General features: G+C 46.8%; 8 protein-coding genes, 4 tRNA genes and 3 pseudogenes. 1 reads left to right on the top strand and 14 read right to left on the bottom strand.

The window, feature by feature from the left end; translation table 11 throughout:
• The 14 genes and pseudogenes from TZ48_RS03135 to uvrY all read right to left on the bottom strand — a co-directional run.
• A pseudogene (locus TZ48_RS03135) lies at positions 1–478 on the bottom strand (DUF3179 domain-containing (seleno)protein); the annotation flags it as partial.
• A 64-nt stretch (positions 479–542) separates the two neighbouring features.
• Positions 543–992, bottom strand: a complete 450-nt coding sequence (locus tag TZ48_RS03130) for a DUF1499 domain-containing protein (protein WP_112478222.1) — start codon at positions 990–992, stop codon at positions 543–545.
• 124 nt (positions 993–1,116) lie between these two features.
• Positions 1,117–1,677: a YceB family lipoprotein gene (locus TZ48_RS03125; RefSeq protein ID WP_112478221.1), complete on the bottom strand. Its 561-nt coding sequence runs from the start codon at positions 1,675–1,677 to the stop codon at positions 1,117–1,119.
• Between the two features lie 124 nt (positions 1,678–1,801).
• Positions 1,802–2,935, bottom strand: coding sequence for a carboxynorspermidine decarboxylase (nspC, locus tag TZ48_RS03120; protein ID WP_112478220.1), 1,134 nt, complete (start codon positions 2,933–2,935; stop codon positions 1,802–1,804).
• Between the two features lie 54 nt (positions 2,936–2,989).
• Positions 2,990–4,234: a carboxynorspermidine synthase gene (locus TZ48_RS03115; protein WP_112478219.1), complete on the bottom strand. Its 1,245-nt coding sequence runs from the start codon at positions 4,232–4,234 to the stop codon at positions 2,990–2,992.
• Between the two features lie 21 nt (positions 4,235–4,255).
• Positions 4,256–7,152 (bottom strand): annotated as a pseudogene (locus tag TZ48_RS03110) (diaminobutyrate--2-oxoglutarate transaminase family protein).
• Positions 7,153–7,653: 501 nt separating this feature from the next.
• On the bottom strand, positions 7,654–8,376 hold the full coding sequence (locus tag TZ48_RS03105) for a riboflavin synthase subunit alpha (protein ID WP_112478218.1): 723 nt from the start codon (positions 8,374–8,376) through the stop codon (positions 7,654–7,656).
• A 132-nt stretch (positions 8,377–8,508) separates the two neighbouring features.
• Positions 8,509–8,584: transfer RNA gene (locus TZ48_RS03100), tRNA-Gly, on the bottom strand.
• A gap of 27 nt (positions 8,585–8,611) precedes the next feature.
• Positions 8,612–8,698 (bottom strand) — tRNA-Leu (locus tag TZ48_RS03095).
• Positions 8,699–8,763: 65 nt separating this feature from the next.
• A tRNA-Gly gene (locus TZ48_RS03090) sits at positions 8,764–8,839 on the bottom strand.
• Positions 8,840–8,857: 18 nt separating this feature from the next.
• A tRNA-Cys gene (locus tag TZ48_RS03085) sits at positions 8,858–8,931 on the bottom strand.
• 355 nt (positions 8,932–9,286) lie between these two features.
• Positions 9,287–9,841: a CDP-diacylglycerol--glycerol-3-phosphate 3-phosphatidyltransferase gene (gene pgsA, locus TZ48_RS03080; RefSeq protein WP_042499384.1), complete on the bottom strand. Its 555-nt coding sequence runs from the start codon at positions 9,839–9,841 to the stop codon at positions 9,287–9,289.
• A gap of 48 nt (positions 9,842–9,889) precedes the next feature.
• Positions 9,890–11,725: an excinuclease ABC subunit UvrC gene (gene uvrC, locus TZ48_RS03075; protein ID WP_162674475.1), complete on the bottom strand. Its 1,836-nt coding sequence runs from the start codon at positions 11,723–11,725 to the stop codon at positions 9,890–9,892.
• A gap of 13 nt (positions 11,726–11,738) precedes the next feature.
• Positions 11,739–12,382, bottom strand: a pseudogene (uvrY, locus tag TZ48_RS03070) (UvrY/SirA/GacA family response regulator transcription factor).
• Positions 12,383–12,865: 483 nt separating this feature from the next.
• Here uvrY and TZ48_RS03065 point away from each other — a divergent pair.
• A complete protein-coding gene (locus TZ48_RS03065; protein WP_112478217.1) occupies positions 12,866–15,244 on the top strand; it encodes a DNA polymerase II in 2,379 nt (792 codons plus the stop codon).
• Positions 15,245–15,248 lie beyond the last annotated feature (4 nt).

Genomic DNA, 15,248 nt, shown 5'->3' with positions numbered 1-15,248 from the left:
CCGTGGATCTGTGACCAAAGTGACTCGGTTTCACGGTCATACATCAGCACATCTGAGCTATACAACAAACCCGATACACCAAACTCCAGTTCACGCTCTCCATTCCCTTTAGCTTGCTACTAAACGCCATCCCGCTACCACAAAGTGGGCAGTAGCTCACTACGACTCGTTCTCCACCAACAGTATCATTGACGATCTCATGCCAATTCAAAATGTTCAGTGGATAGGCTTTTGCTTCATCATTGATGACTAACCCCAGAACCACATCTCGTGGCTTAACACTTTTTGTGCGACTACCCAATTCAAATTTGGGATCGGTCAGTGCAGGTATGCCATCTCGAGGTGGGCCTCCACTTTGAATCAAATTGAGCGGTACGGTGGCATTGTTTAACTCAAAGCCATTGAGGGATTTAGCCAATCCAAACGAAGGGGCAAGCAGAAATGTAACGAATGAAAGTACAGGAAGAATAGAGCGCATGTTTCTCTCCTCACATTGTCAGATACTTAATCAGACCGCCAGTGAGGAGAATCGCTTTCAGAGGTCAGCCGTTGGCTTGCTGGAACGCTTTTACAAACTCATCATAGCGAGCACGGTTAACACCTGCATCGCTGTATCCGGTACGCGACTGAGAGCGGTAATGCATCACACCATTGTCCGCGTCAAAATACAGCTCGACATCATCATGAAAGCGCATCAACGGCGTAGTAAACACGGCATGAACATAATCGCCATTGTCCGTCACAACTTCATTGCGACCTAAGGTTTTAAGTGCTGCCAATGCGCGAGCTTTGGCTGTCGCTAAGTCGTCAAACGCAATAGGTTGTACCTGTTTCTCTGGAATTTTGGTCTGCGAAGAAACGGCATTTGGAGTAGAAGGCATTCGCGATAACTGTCCATCATCCACGCCTAAATAGGACGGCATGCTATTATTTTTGTAAAACATGTAGCCGATAAGAACGAGTATCAGAGTGGTGAAAATTTTGCTGATCATGAACAGTCCTTTTGCTGTTGACGGCAAGGGAGCCCTTCCGCCATTTTTCCAATTAATTGAATGAATTATCCATAATAGTCCAACCTGGTCAAACCAGATCACTTAGTGCTTCAAAAATCTCGGTCTACTCAAAAAAATCGATAACTAATTTGTTGTCCTCTACCTTCACTTCAGGGCTTGAGGATTTAAGCAGTGACTGCTTTACCGTGGTTTCATCAAGTTGATACACGGGATAGCTCGAAACGGCATTACCAATCAATGCGACAGCTGGCTTAATGAGTTGCCTGATCTCCGGGGTTAACACAGTGCCATCTTCATCTAAGCGCTCTAGTCTAAGGGACTGGAGAAACACCTCACCCGTCTCTTTCTTGTAGCTCGGTATGGCACTAAATTCGATATCCAGATCTAAGTTAATCTCTGGTTGGCTCATCATGTGCAGCTCAGCAGTGGTATTGGCAAACACTGCAACTCTGTCTTTGTCGCTGCGTCCAATATTCACTCTCAAGTCATCAACTGACACTTTTGCATACAGCATATCCTCAATTCCTACGGCCTGTTCAAGCCTCAGGTTTTGGTTAAGGTAATCGGTCATCTCTTGCTCTGTAATACTGTAGCTCACGCACCCAGACAAGCTGAACAGCACTATGATCAGCCCAAATAACCTGGCAGAGAATGATTTCTTCATCAGAAAAGACTCCTTGAGAAAAGTGAAGCGCGTACCGTATATCTTGTTAAAAGATAGGGGCTTATAAAAAAACAGGCAAGCCCTAAGTGCTTGCCTGTTTTATTCGATTACCGACTAATATCAATTAGCTCACCGACCACTGAGACAGTGAACGCTTGAAGTCTTCGTAACCAAACTCATTGAGTTTTTCGATGTCGCCTGAAGAACGCTCGCAGTAGATGGATGGCATCTTTAATCCATTAAACCAGTTCAGCTTCACCATGGTGTAGCCAGCACTATCCATAATATGTAACTGCTGACCGACTTTTAATGGCTCATCAAAATTGGCCACACAGAACTGATCTCCAGCAAGGCAAGAACACGAACCAATTACATACTCATGCTCGCCTTGTGGATTGGCTTCCAGAATCGATGCAGGCTCATCGTAGATTAAAGTATCTAAACGGTGCGCTTCAGTGGCTGAGTTAACAATGGCGGTTTTCTTTTCATTCTCGACAATATCCACCACAGTCACGACGAGATCAGTCGTTTTGGTGATGATGGCTTCCCCCGGCTCCAGATACATCTGAACACCGTGTTTGTCAGAAAATGCTTTTAGCGCTGCACCAAGCTTTGCAATGTCATAGCCAGGCCAAGTAAAGAACACGCCGCCGCCCATGCTCACCCAGTCCAGCTTGTCGAGGTGCTCACCAAACTGCTCCGAAATTGCATCAAGTAAACCAATGAATGCGTCCACATCTTTGTTTTCACAGTTCATGTGGAACATAACGCCGTCGATACTATCAAACACAGCTGGGTCGATATGGTCCGCTTGCACGCCAAGGCGTGAATACTTACGCGCAGGGTTTGCCAGATCTTGTCCAGCATAGCTAACGCCCGGATTAAGTCTTAACCCCAAAGACGCTTTGCCTTCGACAATATGGCGGTAAGCAGCTAACTGAGACTGAGAGTTAAAAATCATCTTGTCACAGATATCCGCCACTTCACGTACATCGTCTTCGGTGTATCCCACACTGTAAGCGTGCGTTTCACCACCAAAGGTTTCGTGACCAAGTTTTACCTCAAACGGACCACTGCTGGTTGAGCCATCGAGATATGGTTTGATGATGTCGAAAACACCCCATGTTGAGAAACACTTCAATGCGAGCACCAGTTTGACGCCTGAGATCTCTTTGAGCTGTTTGGCTTTCTCTAGGTTTTCAATCAGCTTGGATTCGTTGATCATGAAGTATGGGGTTTTTAGTTGGGATTTGTTCACTTTAATGGTCCTAGGTCCTAGGTCCTAGGCTCCAGGGCCTAGGACCTCAACTTCTTACTTGAGGATCTGGATGTCTGGCGCACCCACTTCCAATTCCTGAACATGCCAATCCAAACCAATCTCTGGCATTGTTTCCAAGAACGGATCTGGGTCTAGCTGTTCCATGTTAAACACGCCAGCCTCTGCCCACTTGCCGCGGAAATACTGAAGTGCTGCAGTAATCGCCGGAACACCTGTGGTGTATGAAATCGCTTGGTGTTCAACGTCTTCGTACGCCACTTCGTGATCAGCGTTGTTGTAGATAAATACTGAGCGCTCTTTTCCGTCTTTCTTACCTTGAACCCAAGTACCGATACAGGTTTTACCTGTGTAACCTGGAGCTAGAGAAGTTGGGTCTGGTAAAAGCGCTTTTAGCACGTGTAGTGGCTGTACGACTGTACCATCGTGCAGTGTAAGTGGGTCTGGACTAAGTAGGCCAATATCGCGCATGCAGTTGAAGTAGTTCAAGTAAGTATCACCGAAGCCCATCCAGAATTCGATACGTTTTGCAGGGATGAACTCTTGCATTGAACGAACTTCATCGTGCGCCATAGAGTAAACCTTGTGCTTACCGACTAGTGGGAAATCAAACTCAAGCATACGAGAGTGACACTCCACTTGCTTCCACTCGCCGTTTTCCCAGTAGAAAGAGTCGCCTTGGATTTCAAGCATGTTGGTTTCTGGGTCGAAGTTGGTTGCAAACTTCTTACCGTGATCACCCGCGTTTACGTCCATAACATCGATAGTATCAATCTCATCGAACAAGTGCTTCACTGCGTAAGCGGCAAAGACACTTACAACACCTGGATCAAAACCGGCACCTAGGATGCCTGTGATACCTGCTTCTTTGAACTTGTCGCGGAAGCCCCACTGCCAGTCGTACGCTTGTGGTACTTGCTGGCCTTCAGAACATAGGTCTACCGCAACGGATGTATCTAGATAAGACACCTTCGCTTGTAGACACGCTTCCATGATGGTGATGTTCACCCAAGGAGGACCTGCGTTAATCACAAGATCCGGTTTTACTTCGTTGATCAAAGCTACTAGCGCTTCAACATCGTCTGCATTAACAGCGCGAGCTTCTAGCTTTTTAGTTGAATCTTTTAGGTTATTTTTGCCCTTGATTGACTCAATGATTTTTTCGCATTTCGCTACAGTGCGTGAAGCGATTGTGATATCACCCAGCACATCGTTGTTTTGAGCCGCTTTGTGCGCGACTACCCAACCAACACCACCAGCACCAATTTGTAGAATTGCCATTTGTTTTGTTTCCTTTTTCTCTTAGTGAGAGTTAGTTAGCTCAAGGGCTAATTGATGAATATTGTTCAGAAGCGTCTCGAAATCCGATAGCTTCAAGCAAGGGTTTAAGATGGTAAATTTCAGTGCCGAGTGGCCGTTTACTACCGTCTCCCCGAGTACCGCAACGCCGCGAGTCAGCGCTTCGATACGAATTGTTTTGTTAAGCTGCTCTAGGTCATCCGCATCACTGTTTACCGCTCTGAATAGAACCGTTGATAGCGACGGCTCTGCCAATAGCTCAAACTGCGGATGTGCTTTAACAAGCTTAGCCACTTGCTGAGTTTGATCCATTAGATGATCGTACATGTCACCTAGTGCGTCTGGACCAACGTTTTGCATGGTCATGAAGACCTTCAACGCATCAAAACGCTTGGTCGTCGCGATGGATTTATCGACCAAGTTCGGCAGCTCATCATGTTCGCGGTTGAGGTAATCAGCATGATGAAGCAGGTATTTGAAGTTAGCTTTGTCTTTAACAAGCAGTGAGCCACAGCTGATTGTTTGATAGAACAGCTTATGGAAATCGACACTCACGGAATCGGCTTTTTCGATGCCTTGAAGCTTGTCTTTATGACTGCTCAAAATCAGAGCGCCACCGTAAGCACTGTCAACATGGAACCAAAGACCAAACTGAGCGGAGATATCAGCGAGTGCAGCGAGGTCATCAATCGCGCCGTGGTCTGTGGTGCCAGCGGTGCCAACCAATGCAAACGGGATAAGTCCTTCTTCCTTAAGTGCTGTGATGTCCGCAAGCAAAGCATCGGTGTTAATCGTGCCATTGTCGTGAGTTGCCACACAATGCACCGCTTTTTCACCAAGACCAAGCAGTGACGCTGACTTCTGTACCGTGAAGTGTGACTTGTCTGAGCATACAATCCGCAGTTTATCGGCGTAGCTTGGCAGGCCAAGTTTCTGAATAGAGTGACCGTCAGTGATGTCAGCAACACGGTCACGAGCGAGCAGCAAACCCATCAAGTTACTCTGCGTACCGCCACTGGTGAAAATGCCATCCGCATTGTCGCCAAGCTCATAACGCTCGCACAGCCAGTCCAGTACCTTTTGCTCAACATAGGTTGCAGCAGATGCTTGATCCCAAGAATCCATCGACTGGTTTAGCGCCGCAATCATGGCTTCTGCGGCGACCGCAGGCATGAGCGGAGGGGTGTGCAAATGAGCAATACAGTCTGGGTGTTGAGTGAAGATTGAGTGTTCAGCAACGAGTCCTGCTGTTTCATCCACTACACTTTGCAGGCTATTGTTTTGACTATCAAGATTGACGTCATTGATAAGGTTTTCGAGCGTCTTCGGATCCAAGCCAGAATAGGGTTTGCTGACCTTCTCAAACACTTCTTTCATCGCTTGAGTGGTGTGATTCATCACCTGAGCAAATTCCGTTGCGCCTTGTTCACCGGTATGGATGAAGTGCTTTCGCCAGCTAGATTCCTTCGCCTCACGCTCGGCTTTCTCGCCGCCACCAGCAACAATGATCGCTTCTTCGATAGTGCGTAGCGCAAAGTCAATCTGCTCAAAGCTAATAATAAGGGGTGGAAGGAAGCGAATGACTGAACCGTCACGACCGCCCTTCTCAACCATTAGTCCACGCTCGAGCGCAGCGCGTTGAATCGCAAGTGTCAGTTCGCCATCAGCAACTGGCTCACCAAACTTGTTGTGTTCAGCGTTTGGCTTAACGATCTCAACACCTAGCATCAGGCCTTTGCCGCGAACTTCCGCAATGCAGTTTACGCGATCTTTGATTTTGTTTAGACCTAGGCGCAGGTATTCACCGGCGATGCTCGCGTGCTCAACAAGGTTGTCACGCTCGATGATCTCTAGTGCTTTCGCACCCGACACCATCGCTAATTGGTTACCACGGAATGTGCCTGTGTGTTCACCCGCATTCCAGGTATCGACCTTTTTGTTGAACACTAAGATCGACATTGGCAAACCGCCACCAATCGCTTTCGAAAGACAAAGAATGTCTGGGCTGATGCCCGCTTCTTCGAACGCAAATCGGTAACCCGTTTTACCTACGCCACACTGGATCTCATCCAGAATCAGTAAGATTTCATGCTCATCACAGATCCTGCGCAGCTCTTTGAGCCAAAACGCTGGAGCTGGAATCACACCGCCTTCACCTTGCACAGGCTCAACGATGATCGCCGCAGGTTTCATGATGCCCGCTTCGTCGTCATTAAGCAGGCGCTCGATGTAGCGAATGCTTTGCTTAGCACCCGCATCACCACCAAGTCCAAACGGGCAACGCAAGCTGTATGGGAATGGCATAAAGTGCACATCGGACATAAGTCCAGTGCGACGCGCTTGGTACCAAGATTACCCATCATACCCATGGTGCCATTGGTCATGCCGTGGTAAGCACCGCGAAAGGCAAACATGGTGTTGCGGCCTGTGGTTTGCTTAGCAAGCTTGATCGCCGCTTCCACCGCATCAGCCCCAGAAGGGCCACAAAACTGAATCACAGAATCCGCAGCAAATTGCTCTGGCAGGAAGGCTTTAACACGTTTAATAAAACGGTCTTTGGCTTCTGTCGTGATATCGAGTGTTTGATATGGCAGGCCAGAATCTAGCTGCTCTTTTAGGGCTTGGTTTATTTCAGGGTGGTTATATCCCATCGCCAAGGTGCCAGCGCCAGCCAGACAGTCTAAGAAGATCTGACCGCGAGTATCTTCCACTAAGGCACCATAGGCACGCTTAATGGCAATCGGAAGACGTCGCGGATACGAACGTACTTCTGATTCATGCTCAGCTTGGTCTAGTAGAACTTGATCTGGGGTTAGATCGTAGGTGCCTTCGACATGCGGAACTTGCACGGAAATCGAAGACGCGAATTCTTTGGAATCAAATTCGAATGCTGTACTCATTTACTTGTAACCTGATTTTACGCGTACAGAATTGGCTGTTACGCGAACAACAAAACGAGCCCCACCTGAATAACAGATGTGACGAAGCCCAACGCAATCGCGCTAGGAAAATAGATCGATGTTGAAAATCAAGGCTCTGTGATACTACGATTTACGCGCAATACACAGTTTGGAAGTACAAAGCTGATTTTTGAGTGAGAGTTAATGTGTTTCAATGTTGGGTTTCCCATAAATATGCCTGTCCAGGCATCAGTATCCCGTCTACTGATTATTGGCATAACCAGTACCTACCCTACGTCGTATCACAATCAGCTTGAATGGTTACGACGCGTATCCCCCAGAATCGTTCCGAGATTGGGCGGGAAAGTAACATAGAACTCATTATCATCGCAACCGTTTTATCGGTGGAAGTGTTGCTCAATTTATAAAGTATTTGTTAACGATATCAAACCGATACCATAAAAAAAGCCACCTCTTTGGAGGCGGCTTTTCTAAACATGTTTACTGATCTTTCTTATCGCTCAAGCTCTTAGTCGTGGCTTGGCCAATGGTGTCTACATCCACGCCATTTTGTTCCAAGAACTTTTCAAACATAGGTAAAAGTGGCCCTAATGTGTCTGCGATAGTGTCTCTCACTGTGTCGACGATAACTTGCGTGCCGCGTTCAATCTCGATATTGACGTCATCGCCTACACCTTTACCCTCAAAGGTTGTCATGCGGCGAGTCTCTGGAATAAGCCAAACATCGAACCAGCCCTCTTGCTTATCGACCTCAGACACCGTCAAACTCGCGCCATTGATTGCGATATAACCCTTAGGGAACACATACGGCTTCCACTCTTTAGGCAATTGGAACTTGATGCGATAGTTATCTTCTTGCTGCTCTACGGCCACTAAAGGGGTTTTAAAGTCCACATGCCCTGATAAAGGGTGACCACCAATTTCGGCACCATCTTTAGCTGCACGCTCAACATTGATGACTTGTCCTTGTTCAAATGAACTTAACGTGGTGATGTTGAGACTCTGCAACATCACATCGAACGACAAACGCTTGTCAGTTTGGATCTCGGTTACCGTTAAACAGACGCCATCTACAGCAATGCTGGCACCAATTTCGACATCGACACAAAAGCCTTCTTCAAAGTCAATTTCAAAAGTGCGGATACCATTAAGGTCTGTAATTTTATCAATGGTGGCAACGGATTGAATGATACCGGTAAACATAGAGGCCTCGATTTACGATTAGAGTGCTTTTAGTACGGACATCATTGCAAAAAGAATCAGTAAGATAAAGGCTAAAAGTGGAAAAGTGTCAGAATGAAAAAACCCCAGCATTTCTGCTGGGGTTTTAATGTTTGGAGCGACACACGAGGTTCGAACTCGTGACCTCAACCTTGGCAAGGTTGCGCTCTACCAACTGAGCTAGTGTCGCATGTGTCTTTTCAGACTAAATTTGAGATGGTGCCCCGGGCCGGACTTGAACCGGCACAACGCGAACGTCGAGGGATTTTAAATCCCTTGTGTCTACCAATTCCACCACCAGGGCACGCAAAATCCTTTGCGATGGAGACACCATCTTGATACCGCCTTCAAGGCCATATCACTATAATTTGGAGCGACACACGAGGTTCGAACTCGTGACCTCAACCTTGGCAAGGTTGCGCTCTACCAACTGAGCTAGTGTCGCATATTCTCAAAGAGAGAATGGAGGCGCCTCCCGGAGTCGAACCGAGGTCCACGGATTTGCAATCCGCTGCATAGCCACTCTGCCAAGGCGCCTTCTTGTTTCCCTTGAAGCCTTGCTCTTCACTTTCGTTTTGAGCAGTTCCTCTTGAGTACGGGAGGCATTTTACGCAATCAGGAAAATGAGTCAACACGTTTTTTGATATTTTGAATCGTTTGACCAAGAAATACCCAAAAACCGCTAATTTGCTCAATTTTCTAGCAAAAACATGCACATTTAGGACTAGAAAACTTGTCAAATTACTAAAAGACACCTAACCGCGATGTTTGATTTGAGCCGACTTCTAGGCCTTCTAGCCCCTACCCATGCAAATTTTGAACTGAGCTAAAAAGCAAAAAGGCGAGCTTAATGCTCGCCTTAGTACTCAATACTGCTGTGGTAATCCGCTAACTACTTATCTGCATTAAGCAAATCGTCTTTTGCCGCTGCAAGGTATTGCATCATTGACCAGTAAGTCAAAACAGTTGCGACATACAGCGCTACATAACCGACCCAGATCATCCAGTCGTCATAACGCCAAATAAGAACCCAGAGTGCAAACATTTGAGAAACGGTTTTAACCTTGCCCACCCAAGACACTGCTACGCTGGCTCGTTTGCCAATCTCGGCCATCCACTCTCGCAGTGCTGAAATAATGATTTCTCGGGCAATCATGGTCACTGCAGGAATGGTGACCCAAATGGAATGGTAATGTTCAGTGATGAGAATAAGTGCGGTGGCGACTAGGACTTTATCCGCTACCGGATCAATGAAAGCACCAAAACGAGACGTTTGCCCAAGCTTTCTCGCTAACATTCCATCGAGCCAGTCAGTGAAGCCTGCCACCCAGAAAATCATAGCGGCGGCAAACGGCGCCCAACTATACGGAAGATAGAATGCAACGACGAACACGGGGATGAGAAATAATCTCAACAAAGACAGAATGTTAGGGATGTTTAAACGCATATTATTATCGGCTCTTTTTTACTGCCTGTTTATGTTGCGGGATTTTCATCACTGTTTCAATGCTTGATAGATGTTTTCTGCCAAAGATTTGCTAATTCCTGGTACTTTGGCGATTTCTTCTACACTTGCACGTTTCAGCTCTTGTAAGCCGCCCATGTATTTCAGTAGTGACTGGCGACGTTTCGGGCCGATTCCTTCAATGCCCTCTAGTGGACTGGTACGACGAGCTTTCGCACGTTTTGCTCTATGCCCCGCTATCGCATGATTATGACTCTCGTCGCGAATATGCTGGATAAGATGCAGCGCTGGTGCGTCACTCGGTAAATTAAACTCACGCCCTTCAGGAGCAATTAAAGTCTCCAGACCCGGTTTACGAGTGACACCTTTAGCAATACCCATCATTAGTGGACGTTTCGGCCAATCATCCCAGTATTCAGAGACAATATCGACGGCGCGATTGAGCTGACCTTTACCACCATCGATAAAGATAATATCAGGAATTTTGTCGACATCGATTTGCTTCGAGTAGCGGCGCTCAAGTACTTGCCCCATTGCGGCATAGTCATCGCCACCGGTTATACCTGTAATGTTATACCGGCGATACTCTTGTTTCACCGGCCCCTCTTGATTGAATACCACGCAAGAAGCAATGGTGTTCTCACCCATGGTATGACTGATATCGAAACATTCCATGCGACTGATGTTCTCGATGCTCAATGCCTCTTGAAGGGCTTTGAAGCGCTGGTTGATCGTCATCTTATGATTGATCTTGGTGGTGATCGCCGTCAGTGCATTCGTGTTCGATAGCTTAAGGTATCGCCCTCTTGCTCCAGTAGGATTGATATGGAAAACAACCTTACGACCGGCGATTTCAGTCAGGGCTTTCGACATGTCATTGACGTCTTCCACCAAACCGTCATTCAAAATGATTCGCGTTGGTATCGTTCGTGATTCCGAATGATTGAGGTAATACTGACTCAAGAAGCTGTAAAACACTTCAGCTTGCTCTGTATTATTCGGGATCTTAGGAAAATGGCTACGACTGCCCAGGATTTTCCCTTGGCGAATCATCAATATATGGACACAAGCCACACCATTTTCTTGCGCAAAACCCAGCACATCCATGTCATCGTCACTGTCTTCAGAGACAAATTGCTGCTCCTGGACACGTCGGATAGCTTGGATCTGGTCGCGGTATTTGGCAGCGTTTTCAAAGGCGAGATTACGACTCGCCTCATCCATTTTCTCCACCAGCATCTGCACCACATTTTTATCTTTGCCTTGCAAAAACAGACGCAGCAAACCGACCAACTCGTCGTATTCTTCATCAGAGATAATTGAGCTAACACAAGGCCCGGCACAGCGACCGATTTGGTACATCAAGCATGGGCGACTGCGATTAGCATAGACAGAGTCTTCGCACTGACGAACAGGGAAAATCCTTTGTAGCAGGTGAAGAGTTTGTCTAACCGCTCCAGAGTCTGGGTATGGCCCGAAGTACTCGCCTTTTTTCCGTCTGGCTCCGCGATGCATCGAAAGTCGTGGATGTTTATGACCTGACAAAAAGATATACGGGTAAGACTTATCATCACGAAGCAGTACGTTGTATTTAGGAAGGTACTGTTTGATGTAGTTGTGTTCGAGGATCAGCGCTTCGGTTTCGGTGTGTGTAACCGTGACATCAATTTTATGGATGTTACTGACTAGCGCGCGGGTTTTCTCGCTATCGACTCGCTTGCGGAAATAGCTAGAAAGGCGCTTTTTGAGATCTTTGGCTTTACCGACGTAGATAACGACCGACTCGGCGTCGTACATACGGTAGACGCCGGGTTGGTTTGTTACGGTTTTGAGAAAGGATGTTGAGTCAAAAATGGTGTCCGACACGATACTGTCTCAACTAAAGGGTCTCAGTATCTAGCATTCCATGTCGAATTGCTAAGTGAGTGAGTTCAACATCACCGTTAATATCGAGCTTACTGAACAGTCGATATCTATAGCTATTCACGGTTTTCGGACTCAAGCTCAGTTGCTCTGAGATATCCGTTACCTTTTGGCCTTTGGTAATCATCATCATGATCTGAAGTTCACGTTCAGAGAGATCTTTGAACGGGTTTTCTGATGCTGATGAAAATTGCTAAGCGCCATCTGCTGAGCAATCTCAGGAGAGATGTAACGCTGACCGCTGTTGACAAGACGAATGGCATTCACCATTTCATCTGGCGCAGCGCCCTTGGTCAGGTAGCCTGCGGCACCTGCCTGCATAACTTTTGTCGGAAATGGGTTTTCCGTATGCACAGTTAACACGATGATCTTAATGTCTGGATTGTGGCGAAGGATCTTTTTCGTCGCTTCAAGTCCACCAATACCAGGCATATTCATGTCCATTAAAATGACGTCAACATGGTTGCTACGACACCATTTTACGGCTTCTTCACCACTGTCAGCTTCCCCTGCCACATTCATTCCACGGACGTCTTCAATAATACGTCGTATCCCTGTGCGAACCAGTTCGTGATCATCTACAAGGAAAACATTAATCAAACTTGTATCTCCACACTTATCTATTGGCTCTGCGACCACTTGAGGTTAGTGGATAGCAGCATGGCTGACTATCATACCTCATCTTACGTTTAAAAGCTCCCATACAAATCGTGCACGGGCGCATAGTTTGCGAAACACATTACGACGAAGATTCAACGTCGTCAATCATAAAAACTTTAAAATCATCAGGTTACAAATCATACAACCATTAGTTATCTCTAACGTAACCCCCGATTTATGGGCATAAATCCACTTTAACCCACTATGAAACACTTATCACACCATCCGCTACATATTTGCAAAATATCGATATAAATCACTATTCTAGAAATCTAGTACTGCCACTAAAGTTTAGCCCAATTTGAGAAACTTTGGCTCAAGAGGGACCTTTGTTACACTTGGCTATCACTCAGGGCTATCATTGAGTAAGGACTTACACAAAATTTACTCTAGCTCAGCGCACCATGTAGGAATTCACTTCATTTGGACATTCATCAAGGTTTTTTATTAACCCGTCAAGCCAGAGATACTCGCTTTGGCCCGCAGATAGAACTGTGGCTATCTACGCCCCAAGGACCCGCACAGATTCTCATCGAAGGACAAAAACCCGTCTTTTTTGTGCCGAATGATGATCAAGACCATGTTCAAAGCGTAGCGCATGATGCTGGGCTCACCGTCAGTTTCAAACAAATAGAGATGTCGAGCTTTGACGGCACAGCTCTGATAGCGGTTTATAGCGATTCTATCGCCGCGGCTCGCCAGCTAAATGAAAAACTGATCGCGGCAGATATTCTCGTACTAGAGGCTGACATCAAACTGGCTGACCGGTTTCTAATGGAGCGCTATATTCAAGGTAGCTTAGCCGTAGCAGGTCGAGTTGAGACCATCAATCCAGGTAGACCAAACCAATTCCTACGTATTACAGAAGCCAAGTGTAAGGCTCACGATTACCAACCAGAGCTGAAAGTTGTATCGCTCGACATTGAATGCTCAGAAAAGGGCGTGCTTTATTCCATCGGCCTTGATAGTCCAAGCGACAGTCGAGTCATTATGATTGGTGAGCCACAACAGTGTGACACGCCGACTCAGTGGGTCAATGATGAGAAATCACTGCTGCTTGCGCTCAATGATTGGTTTCAAACGTTCGACCCCGATGTGGTGGTTGGTTGGAGCGTTATCGATTTCGACTTCAAACTGCTTAACAAGCGAGCCGAGTTTAATAACGTCGTACTCTCACTTGGGCGCAATAAACAAAAAATCTACTTCCGCACACTTCCCTCTAGCCAGCAAAGCTTTATCACTATGCCCGGCAGAGTGGTACTAGACGGAATAGATACCCTTAAAACCGCGACCTATAACTTTCGTTCTTGGTCCCTTGAGTCTGTCTCTCAGGAACTGCTCGGCGAAGGAAAAGCCATCCACAATGTGCACGACCGCATGGATGAAATTAACACCATGTTCCGCAGAGACAAGCCTTCCCTTGCTAAGTACAACTTGCAAGACTGTGTACTGGTGAACCGTATTTTCGACCATACCCACCTGCTACAGTTCGCCATTGAACGCACCAAGCTGACGGGAGTGGAACTCGACCGTGTCGGTGGTTCAGTGGCGGCGTTTACCAATCTCTACCTACCGAGATTACACCGCGCTCACTACGCAGCTCCTAATTTGCATCCTGAGAACTGGGTGGCAAGCCCCGGCGGTTATGTGATGGATTCCATTCCCGGTCTGTATGATTCGGTCTTGGTTCTCGACTTTAAGAGTCTATACCCTTCGATTATCCGCTCATTTTTGATTGATCCAATGGGCTTGATTGAAGGCCTAAAGCTAGAAATCGGCAAAAATGACGACCAAGCTGTCGCAGGATTTAGAGGAGGCCAATTCCATAGAACGCAGCATTTTCTTCCAAATTTAATCCAAGAATTGTGGAAGGCGCGTGATGTCGCAAAAATCAACAATGAAAAGGCGTTTTCCCAGGCTATCAAGATCATCATGAACTCATTTTATGGTGTGCTTGGCTCATCGGGTTGTCGTTTTTTCGACACAAGGCTGGCCTCTTCCATCACCATGCGTGGACACGAAATCATGAAAACCACCAAGAAACTGATTGAAGCAAAAGGCTATCAGGTAATTTATGGTGATACAGACTCTACTTTCGTGTCATTAAATGCGGCTTTTGGCCCGAAAGAAGCAGACAAGGTGGGTAACGAGTTAGTGGCGTCCATCAACCAGTGGTGGACTGAGCACCTCAAGCAGGAATACAACTTAACGTCCATCTTGGAGCTGGAATACGAAACTCATTATCAGCGATTTCTAATGCCGACCATACGCGGCTCAGAAACCGGCTCTAAGAAGCGCTACGCAGGTCTCATTGGTGAAGGAGACAATGCACGGCTTATCTTTAAAGGGTTGGAAAGTGCGCGTACCGACTGGACGGCGCTGTCACAGGAGTTTCAGCAAACCCTTTATATGATGGTGTTTAACCATCAAGATCCCGCAGACTATGTTCGCGAGTTTGTCGAATCAACGCTTCGGGGTGAGCATGATACACAGCTGGTTTATCAGAAAAGGCTACGCAGAAAGCTGCACGAGTATCAGAAGAATGTTCCACCGCAAGTACGAGCAGCGAGAATGGCGGATGACATCAACCAACAATTGGGACGGCCGTTACAATATCAAAATCGTGGGCGCATCGAGTATGTGATTACCGTTAATGGACCAGAGCCAAAAGAGTATCAACGCTCACCTATCGACTATCAACACTACATTGATAAGCAGTTAAGGCCAGTTGCTGAGGCAATCTTGCCGTTTATTGGTATGAACTTCGATGATTTGAGCGCCCCGCAAATGGGACTGTTCTAGCTTA

Origin of the sequence: Vibrio variabilis, assembly GCF_003263785.1 — a bacterium.
Classification (GTDB): Bacteria; Pseudomonadota; Gammaproteobacteria; order Enterobacterales; family Vibrionaceae; genus Vibrio; species Vibrio variabilis.
The sequence above is the reverse complement of the archived record's forward strand: the minus strand, read 5'-3'. Positions and strand labels throughout refer to the sequence as shown.